The sequence below is a fragment of the Ruegeria sp. YKSD163 genome (genome assembly GCF_059612905.1).
In genome coordinates this window covers 270,543-291,530 of the sequence record NZ_JBXWRM010000002.1, presented here as the reverse complement: position 1 = coordinate 291,530, position 20,988 = coordinate 270,543, and the positions used below count along the sequence as shown (strand labels likewise).

Genomic DNA, 20,988 nt, shown 5'->3' with positions numbered 1-20,988 from the left:
CTCCCCCGGAGTATTTGGGGCGAAATGAAGGGCTGAGCCTCTGCTGCTTCTTTCTGGTTGGAAATACTCCGGGGGGAGTCGCCCGCAACGGGCGGCGGGGGGCTGGCCCCCCGTCAGCGGGCGAGGCGCAGGCCGGGCTTTTCGGTGAGTGTCCCGATCCGGGCGGCGGGGTAGCATGTTTGGATCAACGCCGCGAGGCAGGCTTCGGCCTGATCGGGCGCGATAGCGGCCAGCAGGCCGCCCGCGGTTTGTGGGTCAAAGAGCAGCGCCGCCGCGCCGGTGGCGGGCAATTCCGGTACCAGCATCCGGTTTTCGCCGAATATCGACGAGCGGTAACCCGCCTCGGACAGCGACAGCGCGCCGGTCATCAGGGGCACCGCCGCAAGGTCAAGCTCCGCCCCGGTGCCCGAGGCCTCACACAGCCCGTGCAGGTGCCCGGCAAGGCCGAAGCCGGTCACATCGGTCATCGCATGGGCGGCGCCCAGGATGCGGGCGGCGGGGCCCTGATCCATGGTCATCAGGGCATAGGCGGCGGCCACGTCTGCGCCCGGCGCGCGCCCCGCCATCTCGGCCGCCATCAGCACACCGCTGCCCAGTGGTTTGGTCAGGATCAGCACGTCGCCGGGCTGCCCGCCGCCCAGCGTGATCGGCGCTTGGGTGCACAGGCCGGTCAGGGTGAAGCCGATGGTCAGCTCGTCCCCGACCGAGCTGTGGCCGCCGACAATCTCGGCCCCGGCGGCGCGCATCACCTCGGTTGCGGCGGCCATGATCTCGGCCAGGCTGCGCTGTTGCAGCTCGGGTGACAGGCGCGGCAGGATCACCGTGGCGGTGGCCGCCTGCGGCGCCGCGCCCATGGCCCAGATATCGCCCAGCGCGTGATGTGCGGCGATGCGGGTCATCAGCACCGGATCCTCGACCAGGGCGCGCAGGTGGTCCGAGGTCATCGCCTGCCGGACACCGCCGGTCGTCAGCAGCGCCGCGTCATCCCCGGGCAGCGGGGTCACGTCGTCGCGCACCATGCCCGGCAGCGGTGCCAGCGCCGCGCGCAGGGCGGCGCGCCCCACCTTGGCGCCGCAGCCGCCGCAAAGCGGCTTGTCCCCCAACGCCTCGTTCAGCCCGGCGCTGTGAAGCTCGGGCAGGGCGGGTTGGCCCATCTGCGGCAGGTCCCGGAACCGATCCATGAAGGTCCGGTCGATCCGGTCCTTCCAGCGCCACATTGCGGGGCCGGCAAACACGCGCCCCCATTTCTCGGCCAGGGCGGATTTGCCACCCAGCGAGATCAGCTTGAGGTAATCGGACTGCGGGCGATAGGGGCGCGGATGCCCGGCGCCAAGTGCTGCGCGCAGATTGTCATAAAGGACCGGCGCCTCGCGCACGGCATAGACCCCGGCCTTGGGGCGCGGCGTGTTGGTAAGATGAGCGCAATCTCCGGCGGCAAAGACTGCCGGGTCGCTGGAGCGCAGGCAAGCATCGACGGAGATGAAACCTTCGTGGGTGTCGAGCCCGGTTTCGGCCAGCCAGGGATAGGCGTGCGCGCCCGCAGCGCCGGTGATGAAATCGGCCTCAATCTGGCGGCCATCGCCCAGTTCGATCGCTTCGGCGGTGATCCGGGCGATCTCGACCCCCTCGACCAGAGTCACGCCCAGACCGACCATCGCCTGGCGGACCCGCGCGGCGGCGCGGGGGCCGAGGCCCGCCAGTACGCGCGCGCGGTCGATCAATGTCACCTGACCCGCGCGGCCCCGGCTGCGCAGGGCGTGGGCCATGGCCATCACCAGTTCGGCCCCGGCGACGCCGCCACCGATCACCGCCACCCGCGCCGGGCCCTCGCCCGCAAGATAGGCGGCCCAGCGGGCAGCGAAGGGCCCCAGCGGCTTGGCCGGGATCGCGTGATCGGCAAAGCCCTCCATCTCGGGCATGGCCGAGGTGATGCCGACATTGACCGAGGCGACGTCAAAGCCGACCGGCGGGCGGTCCGGCACATGGATCTCGCGCCGGTCGAGGTCGATCCCCTCGACCGCGCCCAGCACCACCCGCGCGCCAGCGAAGCGCGCCAGTTGCACCAGGTCGATATCCAGCGCCGCGCGGTCATAGTGGCCGGCGACGAAACCGGGCAGCATGCCCGAATAAGGCGCGGTGGGGCCGGGGTTGATCACTGTCACCCGTGTGCCGGCCAGTGGTAGCATCCCCCATTTGCGCAGCACCAGCGCATGGGTGTGCCCCCCGCCGATCAGTACCAGGTCACGGGTGCGGGGCAGGGGTGGTATGTGCATGATGTCAGTTGGCCGTATGCTCTGGTGTGTCGTCGTCGGGCGCGACCGCATGGGTGGCCCATTTGCCGTCCCCGCCGGTGGGCGGCAGGGTCTCGGGCGTTTCATGCCGGTGAATGTGCCATTTTGCAATGAACAGCGCCGTGACCGGCGCCGTCAGGAACAGAAACAGCGTGATCAGCAATTCATGCAGCGAGATGTGATCCTCGAGCGTCAGAGAATGCAGGATCGAGGCGATCAGGACCCCGCCCACCCCCAACGTGGTCGCCTTGGTCGGCGCGTGCAGGCGCGACATCGGGTCCTTGAGTTTGATCATCCCGAACGAGCCGACAAAGCCGAACACCCCTGACACGATCAGGAAGAAGGCGATGGCGATTTCCCAGAATTGTTCCATGCTGCCCTCACTCGATGATATTGCCGCGCAGCATGAAGCGCGCATAGGCCACGGTTGAAACAAAACCCAGCATGGCGATGATCATGGCCGCCTCGAAGAAGATCTCGCTGCCGATGGCCAGGCCATAGAGGATCATCAGCGCGATGGTGTTGATAACCATCGTATCCAGCGCCAGCACCCGTGTACCGACCCCGTCGGCGGTGATGATCCGCCACAGGCACATCATGATCGCCGCGCCGAAACAGGCAAAGGTGAAATAGATCGCATAGGTCAGGATCATTCGAAAATCTCCTTCAGGCGGCGTTCATAGCGCTGCTTGATCTCGTCGCGCACTGCCTCCGGGTCGGGCGCGTCCAGGCAATGCACCAGCAGGTTCAGGCCGCGCTCGGACAGGTCGCAGCTGACGGTGCCGGGGGTCATGGTGATGGTGCCTGCGAGCACGGTGATCGCCTCGGGGCTGCGCAGTTCCAGCGGGATCGAGATCCAGGCCGGTTTGCGGTCTGCGTCGCGCTTGAACAGGATGATGCTGGCCACGGTGACATTGGCCACCACGATATCCCACAGCACGACCAGAATATATTCCACCACCATCGGCCAGTTGCGCAGCTTGGGTCGGTCCGGCCAGTAGGGCTGGGTGATGAAGGGGATCACGATCCCCAGAATCAGCCCGAACAGCACCGAGTTGAGCGAGGGCGCGTTGGCCAGCAGCACCCAGACCAGCGTCAACAGCAGGGTCAGATGCGGGTGTGGAAAGATGCGGCGCAAGAGTTTCATTCTTCATCTCCCGTCAGCACGGCGTCGATGTAACCCTGCGGCGCGTAAAGCTGTTCCGCGGTGGCGCGGGTATAGTCCATCATCGGTCCGGCAAAGAGGGTGACCGCCGCCAGTCCGGCAACCAGGCCGAACACGGCGGAATAGGTCAGACCGGGCATCGGCTCGGGTGCGGGCAGGTTGATCACCTCATCCTCGTTTTCCGGGTCCGGCTCGGTGTTGTGGCGCTCGTCATGGCTTTGCCAGAAGATCAGCGACCCCGCTCGTGCCAGCCCGACGATGGTGATGAACGAGCTGATCAGGATCACCGCCCAGATCGCGGCGAAATCTCCCGCATCGCGCGCGGCGTCCATCACCAGCAGCTTGCCGACGAAGCCCGACAGTGGTGGCATCCCGGCCAGCGCGATCGAACCGATAAAGAACAGCACCGCGATCAGGCCGGATTGCGCCATCGGCGGCATGCCGTCAATGCGCCCGCCCTGACGCTCCATCACCAGATCGGCGACCAGGAACAGCAGCGCGGCCGCCAGGGTCGAATGCACCGCGTAATACAGCGCCGCCGCCGTGGCCTGCGGGGTGAACAGCGAGACCGCGATCAACAACGTGCCCATCGAGGCGATGGCGCCAAAGGCCGCCAGTCGAGCGATATGCTGGGTGCCCAGGATACCAATGGCGCCCACCGCAAGCGTGACCAGAGCGGCGGGCAGCAGCCAAGCACCCGCCAGCCCCTCGGCAATCGCCAGGTCGGGGCCAAAGACCAGCGTATACATGCGCAGGATGGCATAGGCGCCGACCTTGGTCATGATCGCAAACAACGCCGCCACCGGCAGCGGCGCATTGGCATAGCTTGCCGGCAGCCAGAAATGCAGCGGCAGCACCGCGGCCTTGATGCAGAACACCAGGAGCAGCAGGACAGCCCCCACGCGCAGCAGGGCGGTATCCTCGGGTGGCAGCTCGGCCACCCGCACCGCCAGATCGGCCATGTTCAGCGTGCCGGTCACCGCATAAAGCGTGCCGAGCGCGAACAGGAACAGGGTCGAGCCGAGCAGGTTATAGGTGACATATTGCACCCCGGCCTTGAGCCGCACCGCGCCGCCGCCATGGGTCATCAGTCCGTAAGAGGCGATCAGCAGCACCTCGAAGAACACAAACAGGTTGAAGGCGTCGCCGGTCAGAAAGGCGCCGCAGACCCCCATCAGCTGGAACTGGAACAGAGGGTGGAAATGCCGCCCGCGCTTGTCCCAGCCCGATCCCATCGCATAAAGCACCACGACCAGTGCCAGCAGAGATGTCAGCAGCACGAACAGCGCCGACATCCGGTCGAGCACCAGCACGATGCCAAAGGGCGCGGGCCAGTTGCCCAGCTCATAGACCTGCACCGCGCCGCCCGAGGCCTGCGCGGTCAGCGTCAGCGCGATGCCGACGAGGCCGACGGTGCCTGCAACCGAAAAGATGCGCTGCAAATCAAGGTGATAGCGCAGCACCATGATGATGAAGGGCGCCAGCAGCGCGGGCAGCACGATCGGGGCAATGATCCAGTGGTTCATGCGTCCTCTCCCGCCGCGTCGACACTGTCCTGCGCGCTCATGTCGATCCGGTCATCGCGCGACGACAGATAGGCGCTGAGCGCGATCATCACGATCACCGCCGTCATCCCGAACGAGATCACGATGGCCGTCAACACCAGCGCCTGCGGCAGCGGATCGGTATAGGCGACCTCCTTGTACTTGTTCAGCACCGGCGGCGCGTTCAGCGCCAGCCGCCCGGTGGCGAAGAGGAAGGCGTTGACCGCATAGGTCAGCAGCGACAGGCCCAGGATCACCGGAAAGGTGCGCCGGCGCAGGATCAGGAAAATGCCGGCGGCGGTCAGAACGCCCACGGCGGATGCAAGAAGCGCTTCCATCTCAGGCCCCCTTTTCCGTGTCTATGGTCTTTCCCTGTTCGGCCATCTTCTGCTTGGTCTCCTCGACGAACTGGCGCAGCGCCTCGCGCGCGGGGTTGATATCCATCGGGAACTCCTGTGTCATTCCCGGCTGCCAGGCAAAGCGCGACAGGCTTTCCAGCGTCAGCATCACCGCGCCCAGAACCGCCAGGAACACGCCGGTGTCAAACAGCATCGCGGTGGCCCATTCGAACTCCTCCAGAGGGGGCCAGTGCAGATAGCCGAAATCGCTGGTCAGGAAGGGCATGTCGTTGAACCAGGCGCCCAGACCGGTGGCCGCCGCGATCAGCACGCCCCAGCCGATGGTGGCGTGGTAATAGAACCGCTGCCGCTCGGCCGCCCAGGTAAAGCCGCTGGCCATGTATTGCATCAAGAATGCGATGGCGACCACCAGACCGGCGATGAAACCGCCGCCCGGCTGGTTGTGGCCCCGGAAGAAGATATAGGCCCCCACCATCAGCGCGATCGGCATCATCACACGCGTCACCACCACCATCATCAGCGGATGCGCGTCGCCCGATTGCGGCCAATGCGGCTTGCGATTGAGCAGATAGGCCCGCACCTTGGTGGCCAGCACGCTTTCGGTCAGGGCAAAGATCACCAGTGCGGCGATGCCCAGCACGATGATCTCGCCAAAGGTATCAAAGCCCCGGAAATCCACCAGGATCACGTTAACCACATTGGTGCCGCCGCCGCCCTTGTAGGAATTGGCCAGGTGGAACTCGGAGATCGTCGGAAAGGCGAAATCGCGCAGCATCAGCGCATAGATCAGCCCGCCCGCGCCGATACCCGCCACGATCGAGATCGCCGCATCGCGCAACTTGCGCCCATTGGTGCTGTCCACCGGCGTTTCCGTCGGCATGAAGTTCAGCGAGAGCAGCAGCAGGATCATCGTCACCACCTCGACCGAGATCTGGGTCAGTGCCAGGTCGGGGGCCGAGAGATAGTTGAACGCCATCGACACGATCAGGCCGACGACCCCGATCAGCACCAGCGACAGCAGCCGGTTTCGGTGGAACCACATGATCGCAAGCGTTGCTCCCACCAGACAGACCCAGCCGATGATCGGCAGGATCGGTGCGGGTAGCGGCACTCGGGTCGGTGCGCCGATGTTGCCGCTGGCATAGGCGTAATAGCCGATGCCCACGGTAAAGGTGACCATGATGGCCGCATAGCGGCTGATCACACCGTTGTGCAGCCCGTCGGTCACCCGGTTCGACAGCGCGGTCAGCGCCTCGATCACCGCGTCAAAGATGACCTTTGCCTCGGGCCGGGGCAGGGCGTTCCAGAACCGTTCAAGATGCCGGTGCAGTGCCAGCAACAGCAGGCCGCCCAGCACCGCCACGATGGACATGTAGAGCGCGGGCGTGAACCCATGCCAGAGCTTGAGCTTGAAATAGGGCAACTCGCCGCCGATCACCGCCCCGGCGGCGGCCTTGATCAGCGGCCCCGCCACGGTGGCGGAGTTCAGGCCGATGATCACCACCAGCACCACCAGCAGGGCGGGCGACAGCCACAGGCCCGGACCGGGATCATGCGGGTTCTGCGGATAGCTTTCGCGCTCGGGCCCCAGGAACACATGCGCGATATAGCGAAAGGAATAGGCCGCCGAGAAAAGTGCCGCGAAAACCGCCAGCGCCGGCACCACCACATGACTGTCCAGCCAAACGGTGTGGAACGTCTCTTCCAGCATCATCTCCTTGCTGAGGAACCCGTTCAGCGGTGGTATCCCCGCCATCGACAGGGCGGCGATCAGCGCGATGCCAAAGGTAATTGGCATCAACCGGCGCAAACCGCCCAACAGCTTGATGTCGCGGGTGCCGGTTTCGTGGTCGATGATCCCGGCGCTCATGAACAGGGCGGCCTTGAACGTGGCGTGGTTGATGATGTGGAACACCGCCGCAACTGCCGCAACCTTGGTGCCAAAGCCCAGCAGCATGGTGATCAGCCCCAGATGGCTGACCGTGGAAAACGCCAGCAGCGCCTTCAGATCATCCTTGAACAGCGCGATGACCGCGCCCACCACCATGGTAACCAACCCGGTGGTGGCCACGATATAGAACCACTCGGGCGTGCCCGCCAGCACCGGCCACATGCGCGCCATCAGGAACAGCCCCGCCTTCACCATGGTGGCCGAGTGCAGATAGGCCGATACCGGCGTCGGCGCCGCCATCGCGTGCGGCAGCCAGAAATGGAACGGGAACTGCGCCGATTTGGTGAAACAGCCCAAAAGGATCAGGATCAGTGCCGGCAGGTACAGCGGCGAGGCTTGGATCGCCTCCTTGTGTTGCAGGATCACGCTCAGGTCATAGGACCCGGCGATATGGCCCAGGATCAGCATGCCCGCGATCATCGCCAACCCGCCCGACCCGGTCACCGCGAGCGCCATGCGCGCCCCCTGGCGGCCTTCGGGCAGGTGCTTCCAATAGCCGATCAGCAGGAAGGAACTGAGCGAGGTCAGCTCCCAGAATACCAGCAAAAGCAGGATGTTGTCGGACAGGACGATGCCCACCATCGCGCCCTGAAACAGCAGCAGATAGGTATAGAACTGCCCCATCGGATCATGCCGCGACAGATAGAACCGGGCATATAGGATGATCAGCATGCCAATCCCCAGGATCAGCGTTGCAAACAGGAATCCCAGACCGTCCAGCATGAAATTGGCGTTCAGACCCAGACCGGGCAGCCAGTCGAACCTTGCCGTAACCACTCCGCCCGACAACACGGTCGGGGCATGGATCATCAGACCGGTGAAGGCCAGAAAGCTGGTCAATCCCGCCGCCGAAGCCGAAGCGTTGCGTCCCGCCCGGATCAGCAGGGCAGGGAAGATTGCCCCGAGAAAGGGTAGGGCGGCGATGAGGAAAAGGGACACCGTCGATTACTCCGCTGCTGGTTATTCTTGTTTCCGCTTTGCAGCGATAATTTATGTCCTTGGCCGGTATTGCAAGGATGCAAAGCCCGAAGTTTCGGCGCGACAGAATGTTTCATATATTCCGGACTGACGTTTTCTTGATCATTCAGGTGCCACTCCAGGCGCGCGGCAGGGACCTGCCCGTGTTAGAAACAGACGAATTCGACAGAAAGGACGCTGCTTTGACCGCATCCACGATGCTTGCCCACCGGGTTGGCCGCCGGGCCGTGCTGGTGCTGGGCGCCGTTGCGCTGACCGGATTTGCCGTGCGGGAATACCTGCTGACGCCCGAGGATTTCACCGGTGGCGCCCTGAGCGTGGAAGAGGCACATGCGCAGGCCATCGCGGGCAAGGTGCTGCTGGTCGATATCCGTCGTCCCGATGAATGGGCCTCGACGGGGCTCGGTGCGGGGGCGCACCCGCTCGACATGCGGCGAGAGGATTTCGTGACGGCGCTCGACGAATTGGCCGAAGGCGACCGGACCCGACCCATCGCGCTGATCTGCGCCCGCGGGGTACGCTCGGCCCGATTGGCCAACCAACTGGCACAGGCCGGGTTCACCGGCATCATCGACGTGCCCGAGGGCATGCTCGGCTCGCGCGCGGGGTCGGGTTGGCTGCGCGCTGGACTGCCGGTCGTGGCCCATGCCGAGGCTCTGGAATGAGGAGCGCGGCGGTTCTGGCTCTTCTGGCCGGTCTCTGGGGGCAAGGCGCGCAGGCGGGGTGCGCGGCTGAGGCAGCCCCCTGCGAGACCGCAGACGGCACATATCACATCGCCGTGCCCGAGGCCGAGAACCCGCCGGTCCTGATTTTCTTGCACGGTCATGGCGGCGAGGGCGCGGCGACCCTGCGCAATGCGCGGCTGGTAGCGCCCTTGCTGGCGCGAGGCTGGGCTGTGATCGCGCCTGATGGCCAGTCCCGCGCCCCGGGTCGCCCGCGCAGCTGGACCTTCTTTCCCGGATGGAAGGGACGGGACGAGACCGCTTTTCTGACCCAGGTTCTGACCGATGCCAGCGCGCGCTTCGGGCTCGATGCCGAGCGGGCGGTGCTGGGCGGGTTTTCGGCTGGCGCCTTCATGGTGACCTATCTGGCCTGCGCCACGCCCGGAGCCTATCGGGCCTATGTGCCGGTCTCGGGCGGGTTCTGGCGCCCGCAGCCCGACAGCTGTGCAGGTCCGGTGCACCTGTTCCAGACCCATGGCTGGGCCGATCCGGTGGTGCCGCTCGAAGGGCGTTTCCTGGGAAGTGGCCGGTTCCAACAAGGCGATATCTTTGCCGGGCTGGAACTGTGGCGCCTGACCAATGGTTGCGTCGAGCACAAGCCGGACGGCTTTGATCAGACTGGCCCTTTTCTGCGCCGCCGCTGGCAGGGATGCAGCGGCGGTTCGCTGGAATTCGCGCTGTTTCCCGGCGGCCATACGGTGCCCGAAGGCTGGGCCGACATGATGGCCGACTGGGTCGAGGCGCTGCCCGCGCCCTGATCCCTCACTCGGCCGGGTGAATCCGGCTGCCGCGTTCCAGCAAGGTCTTCAGCTCGTTGCGATAGGCGCGGGCGCTGCGGGTGATCGCGGGCTCGCGGAACTCTTCGCGCATGCCGATCAGCCGCCGCGCGGTGCCCGCCGACACGCCCGACAGCGCCGAAAGCGGCACCGCCAGCGCCAGGCTGAGCGCGATAGGTGCCAGCCAGACCGATACCAGCCCCAGCGCGATGCCGGTACTCAGCGCCAGCCCACTCACCGTTTCCAGCGCGTGGCATTTGACCAGCGTGGCCAGTCCATAGGTGCCGCCGTCGCGGGCCTGTGGTGACCAGCCCTTCTGGATGCCCAAGAGCGTGCGAAACACCGCGATCATCTGTTGCACCATCAGGATCGGCGCATAGAGGATCGACAACACGACCTCAGACAGGAAGGACAGCATGAAGCGGCCCGCACCGCCGAAATCCGAGTAATGCGCGCCGCTCAGCGGCAGCGCCACGATGCCCAGCAGTTTGGGCAACAGCAGCATTGCATACATCACCACAATGATCAGCACATGCCGGCCCTCGCTCATCTCGGGCCATTGCGGGAACAGCGGGTTGTCGGGGCTGAAATACTGCAGCACCGATCCATCCTGCCCATGCCCGATCAGCGCCCACATCACCAAAAGGGCAAACCAGATCGGCGACATCAGATAGCCGATCGCGCCGTGGAACATGTGAAACCGCGAGACCGAGCGAAAGCCGCGCGCGGTCAGCAGGTTCAGGTGCTGCAGATTGCCCTGGCACCAGCGGCGGTCGCGCAGTACGTGGTCGATCAGGGTGGGCGGGGTTTCCTCGTAAGAGCCCCGGATGCGCGGCAGGAAGCGCACCGACCAGCCAGCCCGGCGCAACAGTCCGGCCTCGACGAAATCGTGGCTCATGATCAGCTTTTCGCGCCCCGACAGCGAGCGCAGCTTGGGCAGGCCCGCGCAATTGGCGAAGGCGGCGGTGCGGATGATCGCGTTATGGCCCCAATAGTTGCCTTCCTGCCCGCACCAGCGGGCCATGCCCTCGGCAAAGGCGGCGCCATAGACGCCATTGGCGAATTGCTGCATCCGGGCAAAAACCGATTGTGCGCCAATCAGTTGCGGAAAGCTTTGGATCAGCCCGGCGCCGGGGTCGCGGGCCAGCGCGTCGGTCAGCCGGACGATGGCGCGACCGGTCATCAGGCTGTCGGCATCCAGCACCAGCATCGCGTCCCAGTCGGCGCCCCAGCCGGCGACCCAATCGGCAATATTGCCCACCTTGCGGTCGGTGTTTTCCACCCGGCGGCGGTAGTAGAGCGCCAGATCCGGTGCCAGCGTGGTGCGCAGCGCCTCGACACTGGCCTGTTCCTGCGCGGCAATGGCGTCGTCGCGGGTGTCGGACAGGATGAACATGGCGTATTCATGCTGGCCGCCGCGCGCCTTGAGTTCCTCCAGCATGGTGCGGGCATTGCCCAGAACATACCAGGGCACCTCGTTATAGACCGGCATCAGCAAGGCCACCTTCAGCGGCTCGGCCCGGCCTGCGCGAGTTCGTGCGGGCTGCCGCGACAGCGACAGCATGCCCAACAGAACTGTGCTGACCGCAAAGGCGATCCAGAAGAAGTTGAACGAGATCAGCGCCAGCAGCACCAGCTCGATTACCGAGATACCGCTGTCCGAGAACCAGTCGCCCATCAGCCAGACCAGCGCCAGCGTCGCTGCCATGGCGGGCGAGAAGGCAAGCACCCGCCACAGCGCCACGTCCTGCGGCGCGGTGTCGGATGGGGCCTGCGCGTCGCGGAACCCGGCGCTGAAATCCTGCGCGCGCATGTCGAGCGGCGCGCGGGGCGGCATGATATGAAGATCGTCGCGCATCACGCGGTCCACCTGTAAAGCCAGACTTCCGACGCCGGTTCCTTGTCGTGGCGCAATTGCGCGCGCAATTCGACCAGAGGTGCCTCGCCCGGAACAAAAGAAAACGCCAGTCGCATCCCACCGGTATCGGGGTTGCGTTGCAGAACCGGCGGGGCGATTTCGGTATGGGGCGACTGCACGATCGGTTCCAGCGCGTCGACATCGTCGAACAGCGGGCTGGCTTCGAAGTCGATGACGACCAGACGCCCCTCGCCAAAGGTCTTTTCGCCCATGGCGGTGCGGATCACCCGTGGCAGCGGCGTGCGGTGCGGTTCCTCGCCCCAAGTCAGACGATAGGACAGCGAAATCTCGCTGCCGGCGGCATAGGGGGTCGCGGGGCGCCAATAGGCGACGATATTGTCATAAATCTCCTGATCGGCGGGGATCTCGACCAGGGTCACCGCGCCCTTGCCCCAATCGCCATGCGGTTTGACCCACAGGCCGGGGCGGCGGTGGTAATGCGCCTCGAGATCGGCAAAATCGGCAAAGTCGCGTGCCCGCTGCATCAGGCCGAACCCGCGCGGGTTCTCGTCGACAAACGACGAGATCTGCAATGCGCGCGGATTGGCCAGCGGCCGCCAGATCACCTCGCCCGCGCCGTTTCGGATCATCAACCCGTTGCTGTCATGCACGGCGGGGCGGAAGTCGTCGAACCGGGTGCGATCGGTGGCGTCGAAAAGGAACATTGATGTGAGCGGGCCGAGGCCCACATGGTCGACGTCCTCGCGGGCAAACAGCGTCGCCTCGACCTCCATCACGGTATCCTCGCCGGCGGTGACCTCGAACCGGTAGGCACCGGTGACCGAGGGGCTGTCCATCAGCGCATGCACCACCATGGCGCGCTGGCCCGGTTCGGGACGTTCCAGCCAGAAGCGGATGAAATCGGGAAATTCCTCGCCCATCGGATCGCCGGTCTTGAGCGCGAGACCGCGCGCCGACAGGCCATAGGCCTCGCCCAGGCCGATGGCCCGAAAATAGCTGGCCCCCTGAAAGACACAGAATTCATCGGTCTCGCCGGGGCGGTGCATCTCGGTGCGCAGACGCAGGCCGGAGAAGCCCAATGCCTCGTCGGCAGGCAGCGGCGGCACCTCGGGTCCGGTATCGAACATGTCCATTTCAAAGGCCACCGGGCGGGTCATGCCACTCTCGACCGACTCGACCTGAACGGCGCGCGGGAAATAGAGACCGGGCGCGAAGAAATCGACGCTGAACGGGGTCTCGGTCCCGGCCCACAGCCCGTGGTCGATGCGGAACCGGATCGAGCGGTATTGCTCATAGGTCAGCGCCTGCCAGGGCTCGGGCACGCTAGGGCGTGGCGCGTAAGCGCGCGTTGCCAGATCGCGCGCCATGGCGGTCACCATCTCGCGCTCGAAAGGCTCGGCAGGTGCAGCGGCAAAGGCGCGCGGCACCAGCGCCAGAGAGGAGACAGAGGCCAGAAAGAAACGGCGAGACAGCATCATGTGCGGGATTTCCAGGGATGCGATTTGAACCAGGCGGCGCCATAGGCAACCGCTGCAATCAGGGCGAAGCCGAACAGGTTGACGGCAAGAACGCTGAGCGCATCGCGCCCGGCGATGTCGAGCAGCACGCCCAGCAGTCGAGCGGCGGCCATAGAGAAGACGAAGACCGCCAGCGATTGTTGGCCGACCTTGAGGATGACGTTCAGCACCATCTGCCAGGCCCGCGCCACTGTGCCATCGCCCTGCGGCAGTAACCGCGCGCCCTTGTCGCCTGCGACGACCCAGCCTAGATAGGCCAGCGACAGGAAATGGACATAGCGCAGCAGCGCGAAATCGGTCTTGTCGCGCAGCTCTCCGGTCACTTTCCAGGTCTCGCGGATCGGCTCGCTGACGGTGGAGTTCCAGGCATCGACCCAAAGAAACACCTTCCAGGAGCCGAACGGGGCCGACAGTACCACAAACAGCGCCGCCGCCCAGATCAGCGCCTTGTGGACGGGGGGAGCCGGGATCCAGCCGCGCATGAAGGCAAAGCCGGTAAAGAACAGCAATTGCCAGCCGAACGGGTTGAAGAACCATTGCCGCTCGGACCAGGGTTCCGCCGGCAGCGCCAGCGCACCGGTCTGGGCCACCGCCCAGATCAGCACCGAGGCCAGCGCCATCGCCCAGAACCCGACCTGTTTCAGCCCCATCATCAGCGGCATCATTGCCAGAACCACCAGATACATCGGCAGAATGTCGAAGTAGTTGGGGACGTAGGTGAGCGTAAACAAGCCCACGATCTGCGACATCGGATCGCCAAAGAAATGCTGCAGGTTCAGCCCGTCTACATAGCTCTTTTCAAACAGGCCCGAGAGGTCCAGCGCTGCCATGCACATGGCGGTGAAAAAGAACAGGCCGATATGCGCCCAATAGACCTGCCAGACCCGGAACGCGATACGCGCGGTGCCCATCCACCAGCCCCGTTTCAGAAAGGCGCCGCCAAAGGCGATGGCCGAGGCCATGCCCGAGCAGAAGACAAATATTTCGGTCGCGTCGGAAAAGCCGAACCGCGCCGGGATCCAGCCGGCCCAGGGGTTGCTGGGAATATGGGCCACCAGAATGATGAACATCGCGATGCCGCGAAAGAAATCCAGCCGCAGGTCGCGGGTTCTGGCGGCCGTGGCCACAGCGCGGTGCGCCGTGGCTGTGGGGGCGAAATCAGAGGCGGGCGAAATCGTCGCCATACGTCCTTGGTCCTTCTGTGTCACTCGTCATTCCGCGGGGACGCTGTGAAAATTGCGGTCGTCGCGGCCCGCCTCGATCAAGGCCCGGCGGGCGAGGGCATAGCTATCTTCATGACCGCCGCGTTTGGCGCGACGGTCGTCCAGCACCCGCTCGACTGCGTCCAGACGCCCCGCCCGAAGGCCCGCGTCGATGGTGATGCGTTCGAAAACGTCGCGCTGGGCGTGACTGCCACCGGCCAGCTGCATGCTGCCGCGCGCGGCCAGCAGGTGGTCGAAGGCTTGGCCATACTGCCCCTCGCCAAAGGCTTCGAGCCCTTGTGCTGCGGCCAGTCCGGGGTCGGCCATGCGGCGCGTGGTGTCGCACTGGGCCATGTCTGCATCGCGCTTGATCCGGTGCAGCATTCGCGAGATGGCGTCTTCTCGGGTATCCCCGGTCAGGGCCAGCAGGTAATGCAGGTCTGCGAAGATCAGGCATCCATCCTCGGTGCGCGCGGCACTCAGATCGGCCAGTTCTTCCCAGCGGTCTCCGACATTTACGCCTTCGAGCTCGAGCCGCGACAGCAGCGAGGTGGCGTTCGATATGTCCCGATAGTCGTCTGTCTTATCCTTGCGAATCGCTGAATCGTAGAGATCGAATACCTGATCAATCTGGCCTTGGTCCAGATGCATAAGTGCCTTGTGCCACCAGACGTGGTAACGAAAATTGTTGCAATGGGACCAGGCCGACTCGCGCCCGGCCAGCCATTCCAGGCCTTGTTCGGATTGTCCTTTCATTTCATGGACATGCGCTACCGCATGCAGGCCCCAGGCGTCGTCCGAAACCATCCACAGCGCCTGCCGTCCGGCGATCTCTGCCTTGTCGTAGGCGCCGGTTTCCTCCAGCGCGAAGGCATGGCAGCCCAGCAGGTATCCGCGCCCGGCGTGATCGGGGGCATAGGCGGGCATCACCCGCTCGATCGAGCGGCGCATTCCGTCGGGATCGCCCAGTACGAATCGGGTCGCATGGCTCAGCTTCATCGCCAGCGTGTCCTCGGGATGGGTGCGCAGGATCGCCTCGAATTCCTGAACCGCGCGGCTGGGGCTGCCTGCCAGCCAGTGGCGCAGCGCGGCCAGGTAATGCGCCTCGCGCGGCGTCACCGGGTGCGCATCGGCCGTGCGCTCGGCGGCGGCCATCGCGTCGACCGCGACCGGCGTCATCTCGCGCCGGCCCAAAAGCAGCATGAACAGGCCCTTGATGGCATGGCCCAGGGCAAAATCGGGTTCCAGTTCCAACACCCGCGCCAGATGCTGCGGGGTAACTGACGCATGGGCCATGAAGCCCAGCAGAACGCCATCCCACGCCTCGGCGCTGTCCGCGCGGGTCAGGCTGTTGGTCTGTCCAAAAACATCGTCTCTCATACCGGGTCCGTTCCTTGCAAAGGGGGCAGTTCGCGCCTTTGCCAAGTCTATTGGAGCCCCGTATCAGGATCGACGCCGCTCGCGAATTGGTGAAAGCGCGTGTGCGGAAAATGGGGGAAAAGCCGCCGAATGCCCCTGTTGTTTCAGCAATTTGCCGCCCAGGGACAGGCGATGTTTCAGTCTGCGAACGGATCGTCCGAGGAGAGCACGGATTCGGTGTCCTGCCCGCAGCGCGGCGGCGCCCTGCGATAGGTGACAGGGGTGCGCGACAGTTTCAGCGGATTGCCGATCAGGTGCACCGGGCCGGGCTCGGCCTCCATGTCGATCTGCATCTGCCGGGCCGCGACCTGATCACTGGCAAAGACCTGGTCGATGGTCTGGACCGGCCCCACCGTGACCTTGAGCGCCTCGAGCCCGGCAATCACCTCGGCCATGCTGCGCGCCGCCAGCGCCGGACGCAGCAGCGCATCCAGTTCGGCGCGGTTTTGCAACCGCGCCTGGTTGGTGGCAAAGCGCGGGTTGTCCGCCAGCGCGCCAAGGTCGAGAAAGCCGCAGAACCGGCGGAACTGGCTGTCATTGCCCACCGCCAGCACCACATGCCCGTCCGAGGTGGCATAGACGTCATAGGGCATGATGTTGGGATGAGCATTGCCCCGCCGCTGGGGCAGGGCGCCGCTGGTCAGATAGTTGACGCCCTCGTTGATCATCCAGGCCACCTGCGCATCGACCAGCGCCAGGTCGATATGCTGGCCCTCGCCGGTGCGCTGGCGGTGATGCAGCGCGGCGAGGATCCCCACGGTTGCATACATGCCGCACATCACGTCGGCGATGCCCACGCCCACTTTCATCGGGGCGCCCTCGGGGTCACCGGTCAGGGACATCACGCCGCCGAACCCCTGCGCCATCAGGTCATAACCGGGTTTCGAGGCATTGGGGCCGGTCTGGCCAAAGCCCGAGATCGAGCAATAGACGAGGCCGGGAAACTCGGGGCCGAGGCTGGCATAATCCAGCCCGTACTTGGCCAGCCCGCCGGGTTTGAAATTCTCGATCAGGATATCGGCATGGGCCGCCAGACGCCGGATTTGTGCCTGCCCCTGGGGCGTCGAGATATCCAGCGCCACTGATTTCTTGTTGCGGTTGGCGGCCATGAAATAGGCGCTCAGGTCGCTGGGGTTGCCCTCGGAGTCGGTCACATAGGGCGGCCCCCATTGCCGGGTGTCGTCACCGCCCGAGCCGGGGTTCTCGATCTTGATCACATTGGCGCCCAGATCACCCAAGAGCTGGGTACAGGTCGGCCCCGCCAGAATGCGGCTGAGGTCCAGCACGCGCACCCCGTCGAGCGGCCCTTTGGGTTGTTCAGATCCGGCCATCGTAATCCCCTCGTGCAATTTCGGCGGCGATCACCGTGAACCGGTCCGCGACCTGCGCCGCTTCCAGCGCCGCGCGCAACTCTGCCCGCGAGCGCACGGTGTGTCCATGCCCGCCAAAGGCGCGGCCGATGGCGGCAAAGTCGTGATGCCCGAAATCGACGCCCCGATTGGGCAACTGGCGGCCGCGTTGTTTCAGCTCGATCAGCGACAGGCTGGCATCGACAAAGACCAGAAAGATCGGGTTGCCGCCCTTCTCGGCGGCGGTCGACAGCTCTCCGGCGACCATCAGGAATCCGGCGTCGCCCGAGAAACTGATAACCGGGCGGTCGGGTTCGGCCAGTTTGAGGCCGATTGCCATCGGCAGGGCACAGCCCATGGTACACAGGCCCGAGGACTGGATCAGCCCGCGCGGCTCGTCACAGCGCCACATCTGGCTGAGCAGGATGCGATGGGCGCCGCTATCGGCGGTGGCCAATGTGCCTTCGGGCAGGGTGGCGCGGGTCTCGGCGATGATCGCGGCGGGCCCCCACTCTTCGTCTTCGGGAAAGGCGCGGGCCAGAGCGGCGCGGGCCGCCTGTGGTTGGCCCCCGGGCCAGGTAGGGTGCCCCGGTGTGCCTTTGGCGATGGCCTCCAGCGTGGCGCCGGTATCGGCGACGATATTGATCCCGGCTTGATGCATGTAGTGGTCGTTGACCACCGCCGAGATGTCGATCACCCGCTGGCGTTCGGGGTCCCAGACCTCACGCCAGCCGGGGCGCATCTCGATCGGGTCATATCCCAGGCACAGGATCAGATCGGCGGCCTTGACCAGCGGCAAAAGGTGGCTGTCTGCCAGTGGTGACAGACCCGCGCCGCCCAGGCAAAGGCGGTGATCCTCGGGAAGGATGCCCTTGGCCTTGTAGGTGGTGACAAAGGGAATTTCGAAATGTTCCAGAAAGGCTTGCAGGACACATTTCGAGTTGTCTGCCAGCACGTCGAGGCCGATCACCGCCAGCGGGCGCCGCGCTTCGGCGACCCATCGGCGGGCGGTTTCCAGACAGGTGCCGCCGGGCGCCACCGGAGCCGCCGGGGTCAGCCGCCGCCGCCTTGTCTCGCGTACCGGGGTATCAGCCACGCCGATCGGCACGTCGATGTGAACCGGGCCGGGCCGGGGCTGCATCGCCAGCGACACCGCCTTGTCGGCGATGATATCCGAGCCTTCGGCGGTCAGGCGGAAACTGCCCTTGGTGATCGGGCGGAACACTTGGGCATGGTCCATCACCTGATGGGTATAGGTCAGCGCCTCGTCGGCATCGACACAGCCGGTAAGCACGATCATCGGTACCCGGTCCTGCAACGCGTTGGCCACAACGTTGACCCCGTTCATCGCCCCCGGTCCCAGCGTTGCCAGCAGGATGGCGGGTGCGCCATCGCGGTGATGCACCGCCTCGGCCATGAAGCCTGCGGCATTTTCATGCTTGGCCAGATGAAAGGCGATCCCGGCCTTGTCCAACGCATCGACCAGCGTCAGCACCTCGCCGCCGGGCATGCCAAAGGCATGGCGGCAGCCCGCCTCGTACAGCCGCCGGGCCAGCAGGTCGGCAGCGCGGGGAAGGGGGTCTGACATGGTGGGGCTCCGTTACAGGCATCGGTTCTGGCCGAGATTGCGGAGCCTGCGTCCGAAGGCAAGGGGGGTCACGTCACTGTGAGGCGATTGCCTGCGCCGCCACCGCTGCAAACCGCGCGTCCAGCTCGGCGGCAATGGCGGCCAGTTCGTCGCCGCCCTCGTCCAGATAGGGGGCAAACACCTGCGAGGGCAGCTTGTAGCCCAGCGTGGCAGAGCCGTCGGCGTTCTCGGTGACGTAGAATCGGATCGGCGCCTCGATCATCGCGGCGGTGGACAGGGCCAGTATCCGGACCGCGAAATCGTTGTTGAAGGCGCCAATGACCCGGTTGCCGGGAATGGTGATACCGCGCCGGGCGGCGGCCTCGGTCGGGCCCGCCTGGGTGACGATGCCCAACCCGTTTGCGGTGATCGCGGCGCGGGTATCCTCGACCAGTTGCGCATGGGTCTTGGTCGTGGCGTGCACCGCCCAGCCCGGGCGCGGCGTCAGATCGGCGGCGAGCGCGGGCAGGGCAAGACAGGTGATCAGGGCGAGGATGGCAAGGCGCATGGTGGATCTCTCCTTTGCTTGTCCCTTGATGCCAGATTTCACCGCCCCCCGGTGCTCACGATATCGTGCACAGTTTACGCCGCGCGGCTCTGCGCCTAGGCTCGCCCCAATTGCGAGGAGCGAGGGTGATGAGCGAAATGAACGGCGCCGAAAGCCTGGTGCGCAGCCTGCTGCAAAGCGGGGTCGATACTTGTTTCACCAATCCCGGCACGTCTGAGATGCATTTTGTGGCGGCGCTCGATCAGGTGCCGGGCATGCGCTCGGTGCTGGCGCTGTTCGAGGGGGTCGCGACCGGGGCGGCGGATGGATATTACCGGATGGCGCGCAAACCGGCGGCGACCTTGCTGCATTTGGGGCCGGGCCTGGCCAACGGGATCTCGAACCTGCACAACGCCAAGAAGGCCGGGTCGGGCGTGGTCAATATCGTGGGTCAGCACGCAGCCAGCCATCTCGAGCTGGACGCGCCACTGACGGCGGATATCGAGGGGCTGGCGTGGCCGGTCTCGCATTGGGTCGAAACCTCGCTTTCGGCGGCGGATGTGGGGCGCGATGCCGCCCGCGCGGTGCAGGCTGCGCGCAGCGCGCCGGGGCAGGTGGCAACGCTAATCCTGCCGTCTGACACGGCCTGGACCTCGGGTGGGCAGGTCGCGCCCGCCCGACCGGTGCCTGCGCGGGCGCCGGTTGAGGCCGAGACGTTGGAACAGGCCGCCGCCGCGCTGAGAGGGCCGGACAGCCTGTTGCTGCTCGGGGGTGAGGCTTTGAGCGCCGAAAATCTCGAACGCGCGGGCCGTATCGCGGCGGCGACTGGCTGCGCGTTGCTGTCGGAATGGGCCAATGCGCGGATGGAGCGCGGCGCGGGCCGGGTGCCGGTGGCGCGCGTGCCCTATCCGATCGATATGGCAGTGGAGGCGCTGTCGCGGTTTCGGCGCATCGTCTTGCTGGGTGCGCGGCCACCCATCGGCTTTTTCGCTTATCCGGGCAAACCCGCCGTGCTGACCCATCCAGAGGCCGAGATCATCGCGCTGGCCGATTGGGCCGCCGATCTGGACGGCGCGCTGGCAGGGTTGGAACAGGCGGTGGGCGCTGCGGGTGCCGCGCCGGTGCACGCGCCGCCTGTCGTGCAGGGATCGGTCAGCGGCCCCTGCACGCCCGAGAGCGTTGCCGCCGTGCTGGGCCAACACATCCCCGAAGACGCCATCGTGCTGGACGAGTCGGTGACCACGGGACGCGCCTTTCACGGCGCCACGCTGGGCGCTGCGCCGCATACATGGATCAACAATTGCGGCGGCTCCATCGGCTATAGCCTTGCCGCCGCCATCGGCGCGGCCATCGCCTGCCCCGACCGCAAGGTGATGACGCTGACCGGTGATGGCTCGGCCATGTACATGCCACAGGCGCTGTGGACCATGGCGCGTGAAGGTCTGGATATCACCGTGGTGATCTGGGCCAATCGCAGCTATCGCATCCTGCTGGGCGAATTGTCGGGGGTAGGAGTGATGAACCCCGGCCCGCGCGCGCTCGACATGCTGAGCCTGGAGCGGCCCGCCATCGATTGGATCGGGCAGGCGCAAAGCCTTGGTGTGCCTGCTGTCCGGGTCGAGCGGGCCGAAGAGTTTGCGCTGGCGCTGGAGCGGGGATTTGCCGAGGCGGGGCCGAAGCTGATCGAGGTTCTGCTTTAGCGGGGCCGGGGAGGGGGCGCTG

17 protein-coding genes are annotated in these 20,988 nt (G+C 65.7%); 3 read left to right on the top strand and 14 right to left on the bottom strand.

Translation table 11 applies throughout. The features are described from left to right. Positions 1-113: 113 nt before the first annotated feature. The 7 genes from selD to AC2FNA_RS04175 are packed head-to-tail and all read right to left on the bottom strand — an operon-like array spanning position 114 to position 8,249. Complete coding sequence (gene selD, locus AC2FNA_RS04205) at positions 114-2,273, bottom strand: selenide, water dikinase SelD (RefSeq protein WP_496824710.1); 2,160 nt, start codon at positions 2,271-2,273, stop codon at positions 114-116. Between the two features lie 4 nt (positions 2,274-2,277). Next, positions 2,278-2,664, bottom strand: a complete 387-nt coding sequence (locus AC2FNA_RS04200) for a Na+/H+ antiporter subunit G (RefSeq protein WP_496824709.1) — start codon at positions 2,662-2,664, stop codon at positions 2,278-2,280. Positions 2,665-2,671: 7 nt separating this feature from the next. Beyond that, on the bottom strand, positions 2,672-2,944 hold the full coding sequence (locus tag AC2FNA_RS04195) for a K+/H+ antiporter subunit F (RefSeq protein ID WP_235776030.1): 273 nt from the start codon (positions 2,942-2,944) through the stop codon (positions 2,672-2,674). Next, positions 2,941-3,438 carry a Na+/H+ antiporter subunit E gene (locus tag AC2FNA_RS04190; RefSeq protein ID WP_496824707.1) on the bottom strand — a complete coding sequence of 166 codons (498 nt, stop codon included), beginning with the start codon at positions 3,436-3,438 and terminating at the stop codon, positions 2,941-2,943. The genes AC2FNA_RS04195 and AC2FNA_RS04190 overlap by 4 nt, the downstream gene beginning before the upstream one ends. Beyond that, positions 3,435-4,982 carry a monovalent cation/H+ antiporter subunit D gene (locus AC2FNA_RS04185; RefSeq protein ID WP_496824706.1) on the bottom strand — a complete coding sequence of 516 codons (1,548 nt, stop codon included), beginning with the start codon at positions 4,980-4,982 and terminating at the stop codon, positions 3,435-3,437. Before AC2FNA_RS04185 ends, AC2FNA_RS04190 begins: the two co-directional genes overlap by 4 nt. Next, the gene (locus AC2FNA_RS04180) at positions 4,979-5,338 is read right to left on the bottom strand and encodes a Na+/H+ antiporter subunit C (protein ID WP_234138862.1); all 360 of its coding nucleotides are present in this window, start codon (positions 5,336-5,338) and stop codon (positions 4,979-4,981) included. The genes AC2FNA_RS04185 and AC2FNA_RS04180 overlap by 4 nt, the downstream gene beginning before the upstream one ends. 1 nt (position 5,339) lies before the next feature. Next, the gene (locus AC2FNA_RS04175; RefSeq protein WP_496824704.1) at positions 5,340-8,249 is read right to left on the bottom strand and encodes a monovalent cation/H+ antiporter subunit A; all 2,910 of its coding nucleotides are present in this window, start codon (positions 8,247-8,249) and stop codon (positions 5,340-5,342) included. Positions 8,250-8,485: 236 nt separating this feature from the next. Here AC2FNA_RS04175 and AC2FNA_RS04170 point away from each other — a divergent pair, with 236 nt between their 5' ends. After that, a complete protein-coding gene (locus AC2FNA_RS04170) occupies positions 8,486-8,953 on the top strand; it encodes a rhodanese-like domain-containing protein (protein WP_496824702.1) in 468 nt (155 codons plus the stop codon). Next, entirely contained in the window at positions 8,950-9,768 is an 819-nt protein-coding gene (locus tag AC2FNA_RS04165) for a CE1 family esterase (RefSeq protein ID WP_496824700.1), read from the top strand. Before AC2FNA_RS04170 ends, AC2FNA_RS04165 begins: the two co-directional genes overlap by 4 nt. A gap of 4 nt (positions 9,769-9,772) precedes the next feature. Here AC2FNA_RS04165 and mdoH read toward each other — a convergent pair whose 3' ends face one another. From mdoH to AC2FNA_RS04130, 7 genes are all read right to left on the bottom strand, one after another. Continuing rightward, positions 9,773-11,644: a glucans biosynthesis glucosyltransferase MdoH gene (mdoH, locus tag AC2FNA_RS04160; protein ID WP_496824698.1), complete on the bottom strand. Its 1,872-nt coding sequence runs from the start codon at positions 11,642-11,644 to the stop codon at positions 9,773-9,775. Further along, entirely contained in the window at positions 11,644-13,143 is a 1,500-nt protein-coding gene (locus AC2FNA_RS04155; protein ID WP_496824697.1) for an OpgD/OpgG family glucan biosynthesis protein, read from the bottom strand. Before AC2FNA_RS04155 ends, mdoH begins: the two co-directional genes overlap by 1 nt. After that, on the bottom strand, positions 13,140-14,366 hold the full coding sequence (locus AC2FNA_RS04150; protein ID WP_496824695.1) for an OpgC family protein: 1,227 nt from the start codon (positions 14,364-14,366) through the stop codon (positions 13,140-13,142). Before AC2FNA_RS04150 ends, AC2FNA_RS04155 begins: the two co-directional genes overlap by 4 nt. 27 nt (positions 14,367-14,393) lie before the next feature. Continuing rightward, on the bottom strand, positions 14,394-15,764 hold the full coding sequence (locus AC2FNA_RS04145; RefSeq protein ID WP_496824693.1) for a tetratricopeptide repeat protein: 1,371 nt from the start codon (positions 15,762-15,764) through the stop codon (positions 14,394-14,396). 176 nt (positions 15,765-15,940) lie between these two features. Beyond that, positions 15,941-17,134 carry a CaiB/BaiF CoA transferase family protein gene (locus tag AC2FNA_RS04140; RefSeq protein WP_496824691.1) on the bottom strand — a complete coding sequence of 398 codons (1,194 nt, stop codon included), beginning with the start codon at positions 17,132-17,134 and terminating at the stop codon, positions 15,941-15,943. Then, a complete protein-coding gene (locus tag AC2FNA_RS04135) occupies positions 17,121-18,740 on the bottom strand; it encodes a thiamine pyrophosphate-binding protein (protein WP_496824689.1) in 1,620 nt (539 codons plus the stop codon). The genes AC2FNA_RS04140 and AC2FNA_RS04135 overlap by 14 nt, the downstream gene beginning before the upstream one ends. Before the next feature lie 73 nt (positions 18,741-18,813). Then, complete coding sequence (locus tag AC2FNA_RS04130) at positions 18,814-19,287, bottom strand: DUF302 domain-containing protein (RefSeq protein WP_496824688.1); 474 nt, start codon at positions 19,285-19,287, stop codon at positions 18,814-18,816. A gap of 128 nt (positions 19,288-19,415) precedes the next feature. On the opposite strand from AC2FNA_RS04130, the gene AC2FNA_RS04125 reads away from it, so the two are divergent. Further along, complete coding sequence (locus tag AC2FNA_RS04125) at positions 19,416-20,966, top strand: acetolactate synthase large subunit (RefSeq protein WP_496824687.1); 1,551 nt, start codon at positions 19,416-19,418, stop codon at positions 20,964-20,966. Positions 20,967-20,988 lie beyond the last annotated feature (22 nt).

What these genes read in the sequence shown, in the direction of transcription:
- selD (WP_496824710.1), bottom strand. Translation starts at nt 2,273, where the DNA reads ATGCACATACCACCCCTGCCCCGCACCCGTGACCTGGTACTGATCGGC.
- AC2FNA_RS04200 (WP_496824709.1), bottom strand. Translation starts at nt 2,664, where the DNA reads ATGGAACAATTCTGGGAAATCGCCATCGCCTTCTTCCTGATCGTGTCA.
- AC2FNA_RS04195 (WP_235776030.1), bottom strand. Translation starts at nt 2,944, where the DNA reads ATGATCCTGACCTATGCGATCTATTTCACCTTTGCCTGTTTCGGCGCG.
- AC2FNA_RS04190 (WP_496824707.1), bottom strand. Translation starts at nt 3,438, where the DNA reads ATGAAACTCTTGCGCCGCATCTTTCCACACCCGCATCTGACCCTGCTG.
- AC2FNA_RS04185 (WP_496824706.1), bottom strand. Translation starts at nt 4,982, where the DNA reads ATGAACCACTGGATCATTGCCCCGATCGTGCTGCCCGCGCTGCTGGCG.
- AC2FNA_RS04180 (WP_234138862.1), bottom strand. Translation starts at nt 5,338, where the DNA reads ATGGAAGCGCTTCTTGCATCCGCCGTGGGCGTTCTGACCGCCGCCGGC.
- AC2FNA_RS04170 (WP_496824702.1), top strand. Translation starts at nt 8,486, where the DNA reads ATGCTTGCCCACCGGGTTGGCCGCCGGGCCGTGCTGGTGCTGGGCGCC.
- AC2FNA_RS04165 (WP_496824700.1), top strand. Translation starts at nt 8,950, where the DNA reads ATGAGGAGCGCGGCGGTTCTGGCTCTTCTGGCCGGTCTCTGGGGGCAA.
- mdoH (WP_496824698.1), bottom strand. Translation starts at nt 11,644, where the DNA reads ATGCGCGACGATCTTCATATCATGCCGCCCCGCGCGCCGCTCGACATG.
- AC2FNA_RS04155 (WP_496824697.1), bottom strand. Translation starts at nt 13,143, where the DNA reads ATGATGCTGTCTCGCCGTTTCTTTCTGGCCTCTGTCTCCTCTCTGGCG.
- AC2FNA_RS04150 (WP_496824695.1), bottom strand. Translation starts at nt 14,366, where the DNA reads ATGGCGACGATTTCGCCCGCCTCTGATTTCGCCCCCACAGCCACGGCG.
- AC2FNA_RS04145 (WP_496824693.1), bottom strand. Translation starts at nt 15,764, where the DNA reads ATGAGAGACGATGTTTTTGGACAGACCAACAGCCTGACCCGCGCGGAC.
- AC2FNA_RS04140 (WP_496824691.1), bottom strand. Translation starts at nt 17,134, where the DNA reads ATGGCCGGATCTGAACAACCCAAAGGGCCGCTCGACGGGGTGCGCGTG.
- AC2FNA_RS04135 (WP_496824689.1), bottom strand. Translation starts at nt 18,740, where the DNA reads ATGTCAGACCCCCTTCCCCGCGCTGCCGACCTGCTGGCCCGGCGGCTG.
- AC2FNA_RS04130 (WP_496824688.1), bottom strand. Translation starts at nt 19,287, where the DNA reads ATGCGCCTTGCCATCCTCGCCCTGATCACCTGTCTTGCCCTGCCCGCG.
- AC2FNA_RS04125 (WP_496824687.1), top strand. Translation starts at nt 19,416, where the DNA reads ATGAGCGAAATGAACGGCGCCGAAAGCCTGGTGCGCAGCCTGCTGCAA.